The organism is Methanoregula sp. (assembly GCF_028679125.1).
Taxonomy (GTDB): domain Archaea; phylum Halobacteriota; class Methanomicrobia; order Methanomicrobiales; family Methanospirillaceae; genus Methanoregula.
This window is the reverse complement of sequence record NZ_JAJRCG010000023.1, coordinates 1-17,005: the sequence shown is the minus strand read 5'-3', so window position 1 is coordinate 17,005 and position 17,005 is coordinate 1. Positions and strand designations below refer to the sequence as shown.

16 protein-coding genes are annotated in these 17,005 nt (G+C 58.3%); 8 read left to right on the top strand and 8 right to left on the bottom strand.

The features are described 5' to 3' along the window. Nucleotides 1-17 precede the first annotated feature (17 nt). Genes LUQ43_RS12140 through LUQ43_RS12130 form a run of 3 tightly spaced genes read left to right on the top strand, consistent with a single transcriptional unit; the run spans nucleotide 18 to nucleotide 2,961 of the window. Complete coding sequence (locus tag LUQ43_RS12140) at nucleotides 18-1,253, top strand: 2,3-bisphosphoglycerate-independent phosphoglycerate mutase (RefSeq protein WP_299968101.1); 1,236 nt, start codon at nucleotides 18-20, stop codon at nucleotides 1,251-1,253. A 20-nt stretch (nucleotides 1,254-1,273) separates the two neighbouring features. Continuing rightward, nucleotides 1,274-2,128, top strand: coding sequence for a polymer-forming cytoskeletal protein (locus tag LUQ43_RS12135; protein ID WP_299968097.1), 855 nt, complete (start codon nucleotides 1,274-1,276; stop codon nucleotides 2,126-2,128). Next, complete coding sequence (locus tag LUQ43_RS12130) at nucleotides 2,125-2,961, top strand: hypothetical protein (protein WP_299968095.1); 837 nt, start codon at nucleotides 2,125-2,127, stop codon at nucleotides 2,959-2,961. The genes LUQ43_RS12135 and LUQ43_RS12130 overlap by 4 nt, the downstream gene beginning before the upstream one ends. 62 nt (nucleotides 2,962-3,023) lie before the next feature. Here the strand turns inward: LUQ43_RS12130 and LUQ43_RS12125 are convergent, their stop codons facing one another. The 4 genes from LUQ43_RS12125 to LUQ43_RS12110 form a co-directional block, all read right to left on the bottom strand. Next, nucleotides 3,024-3,230 carry a hypothetical protein gene (locus LUQ43_RS12125; protein WP_299968092.1) on the bottom strand — a complete coding sequence of 69 codons (207 nt, stop codon included), beginning with the start codon at nucleotides 3,228-3,230 and terminating at the stop codon, nucleotides 3,024-3,026. Nucleotides 3,231-3,335: 105 nt separating this feature from the next. Then, on the bottom strand, nucleotides 3,336-5,420 hold the full coding sequence (locus LUQ43_RS12120) for a DEAD/DEAH box helicase (RefSeq protein ID WP_299968089.1): 2,085 nt from the start codon (nucleotides 5,418-5,420) through the stop codon (nucleotides 3,336-3,338). Between the two features lie 7 nt (nucleotides 5,421-5,427). Next, nucleotides 5,428-6,237 carry a MarR family transcriptional regulator gene (locus LUQ43_RS12115; protein ID WP_299968087.1) on the bottom strand — a complete coding sequence of 270 codons (810 nt, stop codon included), beginning with the start codon at nucleotides 6,235-6,237 and terminating at the stop codon, nucleotides 5,428-5,430. Beyond that, nucleotides 6,221-6,751, bottom strand: coding sequence for an ArsR family transcriptional regulator (locus LUQ43_RS12110; protein ID WP_299968084.1), 531 nt, complete (start codon nucleotides 6,749-6,751; stop codon nucleotides 6,221-6,223). The genes LUQ43_RS12115 and LUQ43_RS12110 overlap by 17 nt, the downstream gene beginning before the upstream one ends. Nucleotides 6,752-6,790: 39 nt before the next feature. Here LUQ43_RS12110 and hypF point away from each other — a divergent pair, with 39 nt between their 5' ends. The 5 genes from hypF to LUQ43_RS12085 all read left to right on the top strand — a co-directional run bounded on the left by hypF (nucleotide 6,791) and on the right by LUQ43_RS12085 (nucleotide 14,176). Next, complete coding sequence (gene hypF, locus LUQ43_RS12105) at nucleotides 6,791-9,019, top strand: carbamoyltransferase HypF (RefSeq protein ID WP_299968081.1); 2,229 nt, start codon at nucleotides 6,791-6,793, stop codon at nucleotides 9,017-9,019. Between the two features lie 80 nt (nucleotides 9,020-9,099). Continuing rightward, the gene (locus LUQ43_RS12100; RefSeq protein WP_299968078.1) at nucleotides 9,100-9,522 is read left to right on the top strand and encodes a hypothetical protein; all 423 of its coding nucleotides are present in this window, start codon (nucleotides 9,100-9,102) and stop codon (nucleotides 9,520-9,522) included. Between the two features lie 24 nt (nucleotides 9,523-9,546). After that, nucleotides 9,547-10,545: a radical SAM protein gene (locus tag LUQ43_RS12095; RefSeq protein ID WP_299968075.1), complete on the top strand. Its 999-nt coding sequence runs from the start codon at nucleotides 9,547-9,549 to the stop codon at nucleotides 10,543-10,545. Nucleotides 10,546-10,607: 62 nt separating this feature from the next. Beyond that, nucleotides 10,608-11,450, top strand: coding sequence for a DUF2927 domain-containing protein (locus LUQ43_RS12090; RefSeq protein WP_299968072.1), 843 nt, complete (start codon nucleotides 10,608-10,610; stop codon nucleotides 11,448-11,450). 83 nt (nucleotides 11,451-11,533) lie between these two features. Continuing rightward, a complete protein-coding gene (locus LUQ43_RS12085; RefSeq protein ID WP_299968069.1) occupies nucleotides 11,534-14,176 on the top strand; it encodes an oligosaccharyl transferase, archaeosortase A system-associated in 2,643 nt (880 codons plus the stop codon). Nucleotides 14,177-14,749: 573 nt separating this feature from the next. Here the strand turns inward: LUQ43_RS12085 and rpl12p are convergent. From rpl12p to LUQ43_RS12065, 4 genes are all read right to left on the bottom strand, one after another. Beyond that, complete coding sequence (gene rpl12p, locus LUQ43_RS12080) at nucleotides 14,750-15,058, bottom strand: 50S ribosomal protein P1 (RefSeq protein WP_299968067.1); 309 nt, start codon at nucleotides 15,056-15,058, stop codon at nucleotides 14,750-14,752. 30 nt (nucleotides 15,059-15,088) lie between these two features. After that, nucleotides 15,089-15,937, bottom strand: a complete 849-nt coding sequence (locus tag LUQ43_RS12075; protein WP_299968064.1) for a 50S ribosomal protein L10 — start codon at nucleotides 15,935-15,937, stop codon at nucleotides 15,089-15,091. Further along, nucleotides 15,937-16,581 (bottom strand): 50S ribosomal protein L1, encoded by a 645-nt coding sequence (locus tag LUQ43_RS12070; protein ID WP_299968062.1) that lies wholly within the window; start codon nucleotides 16,579-16,581, stop codon nucleotides 15,937-15,939. Before LUQ43_RS12070 ends, LUQ43_RS12075 begins: the two co-directional genes overlap by 1 nt. Before the next feature lie 58 nt (nucleotides 16,582-16,639). Then, nucleotides 16,640-17,005, bottom strand: a 366-nt coding sequence (locus tag LUQ43_RS12065) for a 50S ribosomal protein L11 (RefSeq protein ID WP_299968059.1), incomplete at its 5' end; no start/stop codon positions are given.

The following is a 17,005-nucleotide window of genomic DNA, read 5'->3' as shown; positions in this document are numbered from 1 at the left end:
CCTACCATTCCATACGAATGACCGCACGTAAAATCCTCTTCATTGTTCTTGACGGGATCTCCGACCGCCCCTGCCCGGCGCTCCGGGGGGGAACGCCGCTCTCCGCGGCAAGAAAACCCGTCCTTGACAAACTCGCTGCCGAAGGGATCTGCGGGATCATGGACACCATCGCCCCCGGCATCCGCCCGGGTTCCGATACCGCCCACCTCGCCCTGCTCGGCTATGACCCGTACAAGTATTATACCGGCCGGGGCCCGCTCGAATGCGTTGGTTCCGGCATCGACATGAAAGCGGGAATGATCGGGTTCCGCTGTAACTACGCGACCCTCTCCCCGCAGGGCCTGGTCACTGACCGACGGGCAGGCCGGATCCACGACACGGCAGCCCTCTCGCAGGCGATACAGGACGGCGTCGACCTCTCGAAATTCGGCGTTGAGTTCATCTTCCGCTCCGGTGCCGGCCACCGGGCTGCCCTTGCCCTCAGCGGGGATGGCCTGAGCCACTGCGTCTCATCGAACGACCCGAAGAAGGAGGGTGTTGCTCCCCTCACCATCACTGCAATACGGAAGGGAGAGAGGGAGGATAAGACCGCCACGGTCTGCAACGAGTTCGTGAAGCAGTCCACAAAGATCCTCTTCGAGCACGCCATCAACAAGGATCGTGTGAAGCAGGGGCAGAACCCGGCCAACATTGTCCTGATGCGGGGCGCCGGGGAGATGGGGGACTTCGAGCCCTTCCAGAAGAAATACGAGATGTCGGGATCGGTCATCTCGGCGGCAAGCCTCATCACCGGGATCGGTAAAGCAGTCGGTCTCCCGCACGTCGAGGTACCGGGTATCACCGGCTCCCAGAACAGCAATATCGCCGGCAAGGTCGCGGCAGCAGTGAACGAGCTCAGGACAAAAGACTTCGTGCTCATGAACATCAAGGGCGCCGACGAGTCAGGCCATGACGGTCTGGCCGAGCAGAAGAAATCATTCATCGAGAAGATCGACCCGCTCCTCGAACCCCTGCTGGGCTTAAAGGACACGATCATCATCATCACCGGCGACCACTCGACACCGGTCTGCATCAAGGACCATTCCGCCGACCCGGTCCCCGTCCTGATCCGGGGCGAGGGGGTCCGGGTGGACGATGTGGTCCGCTACGATGAATTCAGTTGCGCACAAGGCGGGCTCTGCCGGATCCGGGGAGTCGATCTTCTCCCGATTGCTCTCGACCTTATCAACAAATCCCATAAGTTCGGTGCCTGAATACGGCTCCCTGGTGATGCATGAAAGAACGATCCGTACAAGACTGGCACAAGCACTGCCTGCTTCCCGACGGGACTGAGTTGCAGGAGCACAGCATCAAGACCTCGCATGACATCGTGGTCGGTGAGTTCTGCCAGATCGATTACGGACTCCGGGGCAACGACGTATTCGTAGGCGAATCCTCGAAGATCCGCGAGTATGTCTGGGCGAACGGCGACACGCGGATCGGGAACTGGTGCGAGATCGGCAGTGACGTGATCGCAAAACAGGATGCCTATATTGGCGAGGGGGTGAAGATCAACGGCAAGCTCTCGGTTGCAGGAGCGCTCGACATCGGTGAGAAGGTCGAGATCCGCGACGGGTTCGAGGCAAAAGGGGAGATCGCGATACGGAACCCGATGCCGGTCTTCATGTTCATCATCATCTACCTAATGACCCTCATGCACATCGAGAACGAGAAGGAACTCGACCGTATCCTCGACGACCTCTTCTCGGAAGACGAGGAGAAGCGGGAGATCCCGCTCATGATCCCCGCCCGTTCGAAGCTGAACATGAAGCTCTTCTCGGTCCCCTCCTCGATGAAGATCGGCAAGGGCTGCCGGCTGCACGGGAACATCCGGGCGGGTTCCATCGATGTCCAGCAGAACACCGTGATCTTCGGGAGCCTCCGGGCCAGGAACCAGATCACCGTGGTCGACGGCGTCACGGTCCACGGCAACGTGGAGAGCGGTTCAACCGTTTACGTGAAGAGAGGGGCACATATCCTCGGCGACGTAAAAGCGAAGTCGATCGTGCTCCACGAGGATGCAAAAGTCGACGGGACGATCGAGGCGCCGCACGGTCTCCGGATCGAGCGGGGGGGTGCCGGCGCATGAAGGTCGCAGAGATCCTTGGCGTCGACGAGGTGGTCTTCGTGGAGCCGCAGTTCTCGGTGCTCCCCGACCCCCGGTATAACGATACCCTGACCCTTGCTGGCGGGGATGAGGGCCGGCTCCTGCTGGACGAGAAGGAAGACCCCCTGGCCCTTGCGTTCAGGAACGGCGACTGCTGGATCACCGGATCGTTCCTCTCCCGGAACCCTACTGCGCTCCTCATCGAGAAGTTCGAGAACCTGAACGGAGAGATCTACCAGGAAGACCGGGCGGTCTGGGCAGCAGCAGTTCGGGAATACTACAGCCTTGCCCTCAAAGCGGAAGTCCCACCGGCTATTGAGGATCTCAATCCCAGGCGCCGGGGCATCCTCACAAACCTGATCAGCGGATTCTGGGACGCAGGCTCCGGTGAGACGTGCATCGATGCCTGCTGCGGGTCCGGTGTCGGTTCGCTCGTCCTCCGGGACCTCGGGTTTACCCCGCTCTCGTATGACAACGATGACGCACTCCTCTCCCTCGGACTCTCCACCGGCCGACTCCTCCCGGAGGAGACGATGTGGATCGATGCCATGAAGACATCTGCGTATATCGAGCCAGTCCCGAAGGGGATCGGGATCATGATGGGCGAGATCAACTCGTTCTCGCAGGATATGTGGCAGCAGATCATCAGCCAGCTCTTTGCGGTATCGCGTGAGACACTCATCACGGTAGGCACAGAACCCGAGGCCCTGCTCATCAAAAGCTGGGGCGAGGAACTCGGAAGACAGGTTGAAGTCACCGAAAATCCGGCCGACCCGATCTATGATCTCTGGGTATGCCGGTCTCTAGGAAAATAAAGATTCACCGGTAGTTCAACAATTTTTTTTTTCAAAAATGATGGGGGAAATTGCCACCCGGTTCACTCTTCCGGCGGCTGTACCCGTTTCAGCCGTTCGCTGACTTTTGTATCATTGATATGAGAGGAATCAAAGGGGGGCGTACAGGACCGGATCCCCCGGTTCTTCGCAAACATGACCTCCGCATCGATGTTGTCAGGCGTCAGGGTACGGGTAAGGTACCTGATATCCTCCGTTATCTGGATCTCCTGCTCCTCCGGGGTCTCCATAGTCATCCATGGAGCGTACTCAATAATAAATTATTGGATTACTGAATCACGATTAACAACGCCAGATAGTAAAAACAAGTGTTAAAACAGGCCTTGAATCCCGCATTACCGGTGCCTGCGAGCGGATGGTTTCCCGGGTTTGGGCTCCTTTGGCTTTACCGGGTCCGGCTTGGTCTCTTTCTCGAGATCCCAGCTCTCCAGTTCCGCGATGATCTCCACCGGGTCTTCCATCTTCCTGGTGAGCCGGACGATCTCCAGCAGCCGCTCCATGCCGATGAAGTGCTCTGCCATGACCCGGGCCAGCGGCGTCATCACGAGTCTTGTACCGTGCTTCTCCACAAGCTTGTTCGCAACGAGATCCGGCAGCACCGGCTCCATGCTCCCGACCATCGTGGTATTGATCCGGTTGAGGTCCGCCTCCTCGCCACCGCAGGCAACCGCATTGGCCACGTACTCCTCCGAGCTCTGCTCGAAGTTGTGCTCCGGCGCCACCTCCTCCATCTCACCCTTGAGGAGACGGATCGCGATCTCCTCTTCGGTCCCCGGGTTCTCGCGGGAGTAACTGCCGCCGGGCTCGGCGAGGATCACGACCCGGCCAAGGTCATGGTAGTCCGGCCGGCCGGCCCGGCCCGCCATCTGGTTGAACTCCTGCACCGAGAGCCAGTCCCGGCCCATGGCCAGGGCATCGAAGATCACCTGCGATGCCGGGAAGTCAACCCCGGCCCCGAGCGCCGCGGTGGTGACAACGGCCATCAGCTTCCCCTGCGAGAACCGTGTCTCCACGTCACGGCGCTCCACCGAGCTCAGGCCCGCATGGTAAGCGGCAGCCCGCATACCGAGTGCATCGGCGATCGTATGGCACCGGACCCGGGCATTGGTGAAGATGATCGTCTGGCCCCGGAAGCCCTTCGAGGAGGTCCGCTTGTACTCCTCGGTCGTCATCTGCTTGATCGTCGGGATCTTCTGCTTGCGCTCCACGAAAAGGAGGTAGCGTTCAAGGCCGACCGGCCGGTCCGCGTACTGGACGAGCGTGCAGTTCAGTTTCTTCGCGAGCACCTTCGGCGACCCGATGGTAGCCGAGAGGTAGAGATACTGGGCCTGCGGGGCCAGGTACTTCAGCCGGGCGATCATCCCGTCGAGCCGGTGGCCCCGCTCCGGATCCTCCAGCATCTGCACCTCATCGATCACGACCGTGGCGATATTGGCCATCCTCTGCCCGCACCGGATCATGTTGTCCACCCCTTCATAGGTACCGACAATGATCGGCGCCTGCGGGTTCCGGTCCCCGACCTTCCGGGTCTCGGGCAGGTTCAGCCGGCTCACACCGGTCAGCAGGCCGGTCCGGGCAAACTTCCCGTACCGTTCCGTGAACCGCTCGTACTTCTGGTTTGCGAGTGCAACCAGCGGAACCAGGAAGAGCGTCCTGCCCCGGCCTTCGAGATAGTTCTTCATCCCGGCCATCTCGCCGATGAAGGTCTTGCCGCTCGCGGTTGCCGCAACCACGAGCAGATCTTTCCCGTACAGCAGCCCTGCCTCAACAGCCAGCTGCTGGGCAGGCATCAGCTGCTTCACCCCACAGGCATCAATGAACTGCCGCGGCAGGGGCAGTTCCTCCAGGGGGGCGGTTGTCATCACCGGGTGGGCTTCGAGCTTGTCGAAGAGGGCCGCCCCGATCGTCATCTTCTCAGGATTGAGGGTTGCAAGCACCCGGTCAAGGTTCCGGAACTCAAGGAGCAGCTGTTCGAGATGGGAGATCCCATCCCGACCGAGACGGCCAAGATGCGAGACTTCCCGCCGCAGCTCGCGCCGGGCGCAGTCAAGGCAGATCTTCTCGTTCTTGCCGAACTGCACCGTGTTGGTGCCGTCAAGCGGGGTGAACTTCTCGTCGAGCAGGCACATGCGGCAGGCATCGACCGTCCCCGTCTTTACCTGGAAAGCCTCGAGGAACGTCTCGAACCGGTGATCCCGCTTTGTCAGCCGCACATCCGCCTCGCGGAAGTTCGCGATCAGGTCCTTTGAGGGAGTATGCCGGTAATCCTTCTTTGCCCCCCACTTCACCCGGTACTTCGTGGGCCGGGGACCCCGGGGGGTGTCCTGGAGCTCGACAAAACCGGCTCCCCGCACGTTCCTGCCATCGTAAAAGAGCAGCTTGTAACTGTCACCTTTCTGGGGCTGGACAATGATCTTCATGGTGCCTTCAGGGAGCGATCAGGTCGTGGATCACATACGAGAGCCCCACGCCTTCGAGCCTTTTCAAGAAATCCGTAAACTCCTCGTCCACGACCACAATCGCACAGTCGATCCCGTGGAAGGCCGCCTCGATCACGCCCTCCCGGGCGCCAAAGAACATATCGGGCTTCCTCCCCGCTGCTTTCAGGGCAATGAAGGCCTCAAGGCCGACCGCCGCAACAAAACCGGCCTTTTTTGTGACCTCCAGCAGGTCTCTTTGCCGCACCTTGCGCGAGCCGCCGTGCTGGATGCGGGGGACCTTGCAGACATGAATGGTGCCTTCGTGGTGCTCGATGATCCCGTTCAGGCGCGCTATCCCGATGTCCTCGTCCTTCTTTGCATCCGCAACCGCCGTACCGGTTGCCGCGGTCGGGTTCTTTGCCGCGTAGAGAAACCCGTCCTTCATGTATACGCCGACCTCATCACCGGCCTTGAGATTCTCGGCGGCGATTGCTGCCCAGACCGAGACCTGCTGGATGATATCGCGCCGGATATGCCGTGCATAGGATTCGAGCGACTCGGCGTTTGCCAGCACCCATTCGATGCCGGACTTCGTCACCTCGTAGTTGCCCCGCCCGCTCGCGGAGACCATGCCCTCGTCCACGAGCTCGCGGATATACTCGGAGATAGCCTGCGGGGTCACGCCCAGTTTCTCGGCGATCTCCTGTTGCCTGACCGCCGGCTGGTGTTCGGCTATCTCGACCAGGATCTGGAGGCGCGAGACCTCGCGCTTGCTGCGAAGAATAGAATAGAGGGGATCTTTAGTGCCCTGCGTCAAGCAGCACCAGCCCCTGTCCCTTCACATCCAGATGGGTGATCCGTTTGGCGAGGCCTTTGATGAAGATTGGACTGACGTTGAATTTCCGGGAGAGATCGTTGATGGAACTGTTGCCCTTCATCAGTTCGCCCTCGATCTGCTCTACCACGTTCCTGAGATTCTCGTCATTCGAGAGCGAGATGTACAGGATATCGGAAAGGTCTGACAGGTTGCACTGGAAGTTTGCCCGGAACTTATTATAGGTTGCCCGGAATTCCTTCTCGGGCTTTGAGCCGGGCTTCGGCATCCGCCACTGCTCCTCGACAAGGTTGCCCTTCTTGAGCACCTGGAGGCAGAGCGGCACGGTATCCTCGGTGATGTTGGCCCGGATCTCGGCCTCGGTCAGCCAGGATTTGTTCAGGAGTTCATAGACCTTCTTGAAAGTAGGGTCGTTGAATGTCATCAGGAGAGGGACCAGCTCTACTGGATCATTGACGATGCGAATATGGCCCGGCACGGTGAAAACCCTATACATATATCCCCGCGAGCATCAATAAATTTTTGCGACAGCATCATGCAGAAAGGCAGAATTACGGTCCGGGGAATTGTCCAGGGTGTCGGGTTCCGCCCGTTCGTGTATGCGCAGGCAGCCGGTTTCGGAATCGCCGGCACGGTGAAAAATCTCGGCAGTGAAGTGGAGATCTTTGCACGCGGTGCGCGTTTTAATGAATTCCTTGCCGCCGTCTCCCGCGGGCCGCCCCTTGCCCGTATCGACTCCGTGGAATGTTCAGATACCGATGCGGAGATCCCGGACGGGTTTACAATCCTCGCGAGCGGCACCGGTTCGTTCTCCGGCATGATCCCGCCCGACATTGCGATCTGCGATGAGTGCATCCGGGATCTCTCCACAAAAGGCGGCAGGTACAAGAATTACTGGGCCACCTCCTGCGTCAACTGCGGGCCGCGGTACAGCATCATTGGCAAAATTCCCTATGACCGCGAGCGGACCACAATGGCGGAGTTCCCGATGTGTCCTGCCTGCGCAGCGGAATATGCCGACCCGCACTCCCGGCGCCACCATGCACAGACGATTGCCTGCGCCTCCTGCGGGCCGGAACTCTCCCTCTTCGATAATCTCGGGCATGCCGTCGAATGCGCCGACCCCGTTGAGGAGGCGGCAAGGCTTCTCGATGACGGGTTCATCCTTGCAATGCGGGGGATCGGCGGGTTCCACCTCGCGTGCATAGAGGAATCAGCAGACAAACTCAAGCACCGGCTCGGCCGGATCGAGCAGCCCTTCGCGATCATGGTGAGGCCGGACCAGCTCGGCCGGATGGCCGTTGTCTCACCGGAAGATCGGCAGGTTCTCGAAGGTCCCGTCCACCCTATCGCAGTGCTCAACAAACGCGACCCTACTGCCCATGCAACGATCAGCAACCTGCACACCATCGGCTGCATGCTCCCCTACACCGGCCTCCACCACCTCCTCTTCTCACACCTTAAGCACCCGCTCCTGATCATGACGAGCGCGAACATGCCCGGCTACCCGATGATCACGGCTATCGACGTTGCGATGGCAAAGCTGAACCGCGATGCCGACTTCTTCTTAACGCACAACCGGAAGATCGTCAACCGGTGCGACGATTCGGTGATGCGGGACGGGTACATCATCCGGCTCTCCCGCGGGATCGCACCGAAGCGGACTGCCATCGATCTCGGGGAACACTGCATCCTCGGCGTGGGCCCGGAACTGAACGCGAACGCGACCATCTACCGGAACGGTTTTGCGGTCACCTCGCCCCACGTGGGAAACGTGAGGAATCCCGCAACGCTTGAATATCTCGAAGAGACCGTCCGGAACCTCCAGCGGATCCTCGGGGCAAAGTTCGATGTGATCGCCCACGACCTCCACCCGCAGTTCCTCTCCACGCGCTTTGCAAAGGAGATCGCATCAGAGCACGGCCTTGAACTGATTCCCGTCCAGCACCACCGGGCCCACATCGCCGCAGCCACTACGGGGCCCTGCATCGGTATCGCCATCGACGGGGTGGGATATGGGGACGACGGCACGGTCTGGGGCAGCGAGATCTTCTCCGGGCAGGTACCTGACCTCAAACGGGTCGCCCGTCTCGAACCGGTGGCAATGCCCGGGGGAGATCTTGCAACAAAATTTCCGGAGCGGATGCTGTACGGCATCCTTCCGGATGACCGCGTCCGCTCGCTCCTTGCCTCCCGTGGCTGGTCGGACGTGGAACTGGGCGTGCTGGAGAAACAGCTCGCGACAGGTTTCAATGTGACGCAGACAACGAGCACCGGCCGGGTGCTCGACGCTGCCGCGGCCCTGCTCGGCATCTGCCGGGAGCGGACATACGACGGCGAACCGGCAATGAAACTCGAATCCGCGGCGGCCGCAGGAACAGCGGAAACCTGGGATCTCACCTTCACCGCACGGGACGGCTGCGAGACCCTCTCCAGCCGGGCGCTCATAGAGACCGCACTGCTGAAGATGAGCGCTGCACCCGGGAACCACCAGGCAATCCGGGATATTGCCGCATCGTTCCAGTACAACCTTGCTCGGGGAATTGCACAGATGGCAATCCGTGCCGCCCGCAGGGACGCCAGGGAGATCATTGCGATCAGCGGCGGGGTCGCGTACAATCACGTGATCCGCACCACCATCGAGAGGGAAGTTATCGCGCAGGGCCTGACGTGCATCACGAACCGGGATTACCCGCTTGGCGACGGCTGCGTCTCATATGGCCAGTGCGTGTACGCAGGGATGCTGCGGTCCCGTCGGATCTGATCGCGGAGACTCATCCAAAATCCCCCGTTCTTTTATCGCAGACCTTATAATACCCTAAAAGAAAGAGTGATGCACGAGTAATGGCGCCGGCAGACCCAGTCAACCCTACAGAGAAGAAGATAAAAAACCTTGAGCAGAACCTAAACGACCTGCGCCAGGGACTCACCCTTGTTGCCGATTATTACCGGGAACTCCAGCGGGTATCCAAAAAACAGGACGCGGCAGAGGCCGTGGACCAGATCCTGGCAAAACCCCTCCTGGACGATGACATTGAGTTCGAGGGCATCTGGCGGTTCCACGAAGATATCCTCATCGCAGACCCAGGGGCGCATGTGCCGTTCCCGGCGATGTACGATGCATTCGTACAGTACTGCCAGGAGAGCGGCAGGAGTGTCGTGGACCAGGAAGCGTTCGAGTTTGTCTTTTTACACATCGAGAGCCCGGCACCGGTCCCCGACCGGGGCGAGTGGATTGGATACCGGCTCCGTAGCGAGAGCCCCTGAGGGGATGGGTGGCCACATTCTTTCATGACCCACATCCAGATCACCGAAGAGTCGCAGATACCCCTTCTCGGTTCCCTCTATTTTGGCATCATTGACCGGGGCACGAACATCCTGCAGGTGCGCCCAAGCTGCGGATGTAACATCAACTGCCCGTTCTGCTCCGTGGATGCCGGGCCAAAGTCCACGACCCGGGCCACCAGTTACGAGGTGGAAATGGAATACCTCCTTTCCGCGGTGGATGAGATCGCCCGGTTCAAGGGAGAGGGTGTCGAATGCCACATTGATTCACCGGGCGAGCCCCTCATGTACCACCGGCTCCCGGAACTGGTAGCAGCCATCCGCGGGATCGATTGCGTGAGCACCATCTCACTCCAGACCAACGGCACCCTGCTCGATGCCGCAAAGATCGCGGCGCTCGAATCCGCCGGGCTTGACCGGATCAACCTCTCGATCCACGCCATGGATCCGGCTATTGCCCGTACACTGTCCGGCGTAGACTGGTTTGATATCGGACAGGTGACTGATGCGGCACGCGCGGTGGCAGAGAGCCGGATCGATCTCCTCATTGCCCCGGTCTATATACCGGGGATCAATGACGCCGAAATTCTAAAATTGATCCGGTTCGCGCAGGAGATCGGGGCGGGTAAACGCTTTCCCCCGCTCGGCATCCAGAAATTCGAGCGTTACCGGTACGGCAGGTCGCCAAAAGGCGTGAAGGCGCAGAGCTGGTGGCAGTTCTTCAACCGGAGCATCAAGGAGTGGGAGAAAGAGTCCGGCCTCGTCCTCCGGCTGGATGCGGAACGGGACTTTGGCACGGTGCGGCGCCAGTTCGTCCCGCTCACCCTTGCAAAAGGCGAGAAGGTGACTGTTGAGATCCGGGCACCGGGCTGGATCCATGGCGAGATGCTCGGTGTTGCCAATAACCGGGTGGTATCGGTATACAACTGCCCGAAGACTGCAGGGCAGATCCGCGTGAAGATCATATCCACCAAGCATAATATCTACACCGGCATGCCGATCTGATACAGGGAGTGAACCCGGGGAAAAAACAAGGCTTAACATCCGTGGCGATGATTTTATAGTATATGAAATCGGGCTGGGCGCTTATTCTCGTCGGGATCATCATCATAGCCATTGGTTTTGCCTGGATCATTCTCGGTTGGCCGGCATCTGACATGATCCCGGGCGGCAACCCCATGGGCTCTGAGTCCCCTGGATCAACCCCGCCGGCAATCCAGAACAACAGCCCGACAGGTACAGCCCCGACCGGCGCCGGGCCGGCACCATCCGGAGCAGTAACCATTACCCCAGTAGCAGAGAGGACCCTGGAAATTTCTTCAGATGATCTCCGGCTGCATTTCCTGGACCTGGCTTTCGGTGCAGGCAATGCATATCTCTCACGATGGGATCCCACAAAGAACAACGGCCGCATCGTTATTTCCGTTAACGGAAACCACGATTCCGATGCCCTGCTCCTAGAGAACGCGGCCCGGGTGTTCAACAACATGTCGAAGACCAACCAGATCTCCGAACAGATCAAACAGGGATCCACCGGGGATATCACCATCAAGTTCATTCCGGAGAGCGGGATGAGCGGAATCGCCATCAATACTTCAGAAGACAGGACTACCCGGGAGTTCAATATAAACGACACGGCAGTGGCAAAGATCTCAAAGGGAACGATCTACATTGACGCGAACCTGAAAGGCGATGTGCGCAATTATACACTCATGCGTACTCTCTTCTACGAGCTGGGATTTGTCGGTGACTCGGACATGTACCAAGACAGCGTTTTCTCCTCAGGGCAGACCACGAACACCAACCTTACCTATGCCGACCAGAAAGCGATCGAGATCATGTATGCCGGCAGCCTCACCCCAGGAATGACCTTAAACGACGTGAAGAGTGCGGTGTACCTGCGATCATGACCGGCCTCCGCGGGTTTCGCAATATTCATAATATTTTCCCGTGATATCTCCGGATATCAGATAAAACAGACAGGACAGTGACAATGGATCTTCTCACGAACAGGAAACACCAGACCCTCCTCATCGTTTCCGCGCTCCTTTTCTTTTCAGCACTGGCGCTCGTATTGAGGATGATCCCGGCGCTATTCATACCGAACCAGGGATTCCTGTACAGCAGCGGGTCTGATATCTGGTACACCCTGCGTCAGGTCGAGGTGATGGTGGCACATTTCCCCCAGTACAACTGGTTCGATCCAATGACCGCGTATCCCGCCGGGAAGACCATTGACTGGGGACCCCTCTTCCCCTTCCTTGCCGTGGTCCTTTGTACAGTGTTCGGCGCGTCGTCCCGTGCAGATATCGTCAATATTGCCGGATGGGTTGCCCCGCTTCTTGCCGCCCTGATGGTGCCTGTAACCTACCATCTAGGCAAACAGATCCGGGACTGGAAGGCCGGGCTGGTGGCGGCCGGCTTTGTCTCCGTGATCTCATACACGTATTTTTACTTCTCTTCCTATGGCTGGATGGATCACAACAGTGCCGAGACATTTTTCGTCGCGCTCTTCTTCCTAGCCTATATCTCTGCGCTGGCATCTGCCCGGACGACTCCGGTTGATCGTGAACACGCGAAATCCCTGTACATCCCCGTTCTGCTTTCCTGCCTTGCCGCGATCCTGTATTTCCTCGGGTACCTCACGTCCCCCACAGTCATGCTTGCCCTGCTGGTCATCGGCATCTATATGTTCATCCAGTACATCGTTGATTACGTTGCCAGTCAGCAATCCGAATACCTCCTCCTGACCAATGGCGTATTGTTCGCAGGTATTGCGATCCTGGTGGCCCTGTTCGGGTTCCCTGCAGACGGCCTTTCCCTAACCACCTATTCAGCAGGTCACCTGTACGTGATGCTCGGTCTCCTGGCCGAGACGGTACTCTTGTATGGTCTTGCCCGGGCATGCCGGAATAACAAGATGCATTATGGTCTCTCTCTCGCCGGAATCGTCATTGGCGGGGCTGCGCTGCTCCAGTTTCTCCCGATTCTCCAGACCATCCGGGACCAGGCATTCTCCCTCGTCTTTGGCTCATCTGCATTCTCTGTAGCGGTAAGGGAGACCCAGCCTTGGTCTTTTACCGGGGCATACGAGACCTTCAATCTCGCCCTCATTCTCATGGCAGGTGGTCTGATCATCCTGGCATGGTATGCAGTGAAACGGCGTCAGGGTGAACACATCTTCCTCCTCACGTGGTTTGTTGTGATGCTGTTGGTGACCATCCCGCACCAGCGGTTCCTTCTCTACCTGACCGTCCCCGTCGCACTCCTGACAGCGATTGGTGTAACAGAATCCCTGAAATGGTCGTGGGATGCCGTGGAAGCGTCGCTCTCACCATGGCTCTCTTGTTTGTCCGGCAACCCTGCACAGGATGACGGAAAGAGAGATACCGGAAAAAAGGACCGGAAAACTAAGAAGAGTGCCCGGGCATCAGAAGGAGTCCGGCCGGGAACTGCACTCAAAGGAATCACGTTTGCAGGTATCATCATCCTTGCGCTCCTTGTCTTTGCCATATCAGCCGTGCAGGATTATGCTTATGTGGCAAATACACCGGCCAACGAAATTCCCGGAGACTGGACGGAAACGTTGGGCTGGATGGAGAACTCAACCGCGTTACCCGACGTTGATTACTTCGGGACATATGACCGAGAGACGTTCACCTATCCCAACGGATCGTACGGGATCCTGGCCCCATGGGAGGAGGGACACCGGATCACGTTCTTTGCCAAACGCCTCCCCATCACCAACCCGTTCCAGGATCACCTTTCAGGAACACAGGGCGCAGCAGCATTCTACCTGAACGAGAACGAGTCCGCAGCAAATGCCATCCTCACGAATCTCGGGGGACGGTACGTTGCCACCGATCTTGGCACGGCCACCGACACCTTTCCATCGCTTATCCCCTGGGTGACAAACACCGATGAGATTTCTCCCTACCTCCGGTGGTTCTTCGTTGAGGACCCGGGTTCGTCGGGGATGACAAAAACCCACCTGCTTGGTGATGACTATTTCCAGAGCATGATCGTCCGGCTCCAGGTGTTTGACGGGTCGTTCGTCCTTCCCGACACCGCACAGTACACCCGATACACCATACGAAGTATCCCGGACACTGGTACAACCGCAGGGGTTGGCGGGCTGGCACGGGTGATCACCGGAACGCAGACCGTGAATGTCTCGCAGGAGACCATCGCTGTATCTCCCGAAGGAGCCACCCTATCGGCCGGAGCAACGTATGCTGACCTCTATTCCAGCGTGCCCTACCAGCCGGTGAAGAAAGTGCCGGCACTGACCCACTACCGGCTCGTCCACGAATCACCGACCAACATTTCCATGCAGTTGTACGGGACCGCACAAGGCAGCGCCCTTCCGGATATCCGGCTCGTGAAGGTCTTTGAATACGTCAACGGCGCCCATATTCCCGGTGAGGGCACCATTGAACTCACTCTTGTCACGAACACCGGCCGGAACTTTGTGTACCGGCAGGAGAGCACCGGGGGCGAATTTGTCGTCCCGTATGCAACAGAAGGGAGCACGTCAGATGTCCGGGCAACCGGGCCCTACCATATTGTTGGTACGACGAAATACATCACCGTGACCGAAGCGAACGTGCTGAATGGTAACAAGGTTGTGGGATAGACAGCACTTGCACGAATAAGTGTGCTGTTCAAGCAGTAAGAACCGCCATAACACTTTTTTTTAAGACTCCTCTCGATCTCGTTCTTCAGCGGAGAGGATCGACCTCCACAACCTGCCAGATCGCAAAAGCGCAGCGGGTCGTCCCTCACAGAGAAATCGTCTCCGAAAGAACCTGATTTTTACCTGATCGCAGAGAAGGTTCGCCGTACAGACATCCACGTGGTTCCCAGAACGCTGCTCACGGTCATAAGAACGGCCACCGGGATCAAAGAGTGTGCGTCCAGGTTCAACAAGGAGATCGATTTCGCTCATTTCATCCGCAGGATGACGGGCAACCGGTCCAAAAAGGCGGATCTGCGATGCGCCGTACCGTGCCGCAAGCCCGGATAGTTCCTGCTATTTTGAGGCAACGGGAGGGTAGATGTCCGGCTCGGGCGTAATACCGGGATTGTTCAACCCAGTACAAAAAAACCTGCCCGGTCTCCAAGGGGGAAATTACCATCAGAAAAGATCGTCCCGGAATACCAAAACGGAATCGCACACACTGATTAGAGAAGAGAAAAGAAGAAAGGATTAGCCGAACAGGGCACCGAGCCCTGCCATGCCGCTCTCTTCTTCTGCCTTCTTGTCTTCTTCCTTGTGCTCTGCCTTGGCGGGTGCTGCATGTGCTGCTGCGGGTGCTGCTGCTGCAACGGCGACCGGGGCTGCTGCTGCTGCCTTGATTGCGTCCTCAATGTTGACGCCCTCGAGTGCTGCAACGAGTGCCTTGATCCTTGATTCGTTTGCTGCTACACCTGCGGCGGTAAGGACTGCCTTGACGCCGTTCTCATCGACCTTCTTGCCTGCCTTGTGGAGGAGAAGTGCTGCGTAGATATACTCCATCGTTAATCACCTGTGATTTAATCTCAAATATTATTTTACCAGGGTCTTGAGGACCTGGCTTTCTCTTTCGGCTTTACCGATAATCGCATCGACAACGTCTTTCTCGTAGATCGCTGCCTCGATCGCAAGACCGCGGGCATCCCTGACAGCTTTCGTCAGGAGAGGCTCCATCGAGTCCTTCGTCGGGATAGCTGCTTCGAGCGACAGGGCGAGTGCCTGCCGGCTTGCGAGCTGGATCTGTCCGAGGATGACGGTCTCATCGACTGAGAGCACGGACGGCTCATAGATGCTGCCCTCGTGGAAGGCTGCCTGGAGGGCAAGCCCCACGTCCATGGGCTTGATGTCGAGCTTGACGAGCACCGCGGCGAGTTTTGCCGAGATGACTCCGCCCTTCTTGACAACCGTCTTGGTCTCTCTGATCTTGACCTTGCCGCCTTCAATTGCTGCCGGGATACCTGCCTGCTGCAGTTCACCGACAATCGGGCCCGGTTTGAAGCTGGTCGGACCGGCCGGGATGACGATATCCTCCGGTGCTTTCTCACCGGGCTTTGCCGCCATCTTGGTCTTGGTCTTCTCGAGCTGCTTGAAGAGCCTGAAGGGGTTGTCGTTCGTGAAGATGAGCGCCGAGTGACCGGAGATGAACTTCGAGAGGTTCTTGGTGTCCCCTCCGATCTCGTTCAACGCGTGCTCGATGAGGGTGTTCCTCGTCACCTGGATGACAGCCTTGCCGCGGAGGTTCCTGCGGATCTGCTGCACCTGCTGTGCGGGGATACCGTACATGTCGACAAGCCCGATGAGCTTGTACGCTTTCGCGTTCTTCTTGATGTCGGCGACCTTGTCCTTCTTCCACGCCGGAAGGTGGTGGGTGTATAACGCCATTATTCCAACCTCACGGAGGGGCCCATCGTTGTCTTCACAAAGACGGAGCGGACGTTCAGCGGACCCTGTTCGAGAACAGCTTCGATACGCTTCATGATAGCCTCGATGTTCTCGGCTACCTGCTCGGGCGTCATCGCGGTTGAACCGACCTTGGTGGAGAAGAGTTTCTTGTCCTTGGTCCTGATCTTCACCGAGTTGCGGAGACGCTCTACGATCGGGCGGATGTCCTGTTGTGCCGGAATCGGCATCGGCATCCTGCCCCGCGGACCGAGCCGGGGACCCAGATAACGACCGACACCGGGCATGACCGCCGTCTCCGCAAGGAAGTACCGGTATGAACTGGCAACTTTCCGTGCTTCGCGGGGTGCACCGCCGAGCCGTTCAACTTCTTCAGGGCCGATGATAAGGTCGACTTTGGCCTCTTTGGCCTGGGTAACGATATCTCCCTTCCCGATGACACAGATGCCGACATTCTCGCCGGACCCGTGGGGCAGGAGAATCGTCTCGTCGATACGATTCTTCGGCTGCGCCATATCGATATTCTTGAGATTGATGGTAATATCGATGCTCTCAGAGAATTTACGTTTAGGCGCTTTCTCAATCGCCGTTTTCACGGCTTCTAAAATCTTTGCCCTGTCTACCATCAGATTCCTCCATAGTTCTGCGACCGGCGGATAGCCGATCTCCTATGGTTTTCTCATGTTATTTCACGAGAACGCTGTCGTACTTGCCTGCATCGATGAGGGCGAAAACCTCTTTGGCTTTCTTGCCGTCAACGGTAACTCCCATGCTGACACACGTGCCGATGACTTCGCGTACTGCGGTCTTCAGCTCGTAGGAGAGCATGCCTTCGAGTTTCATGTTGGCAATTCTGACAGCGGCCTCGAATGGCAGGTTTCCTGCCACCTTGACGTTGGGCTCTCCGGATCCTTTCTCGATACCGGCCTCTTTCTTGATGAGAGCCGACGTGGGCGGTACACCCACCGACACCGTGAACTGCTTCTTGTCGTCGACAACGACCTTGACCGGGACCTGCATTCCGTTGAATGTGCCGGTCTTCTTGTTGAT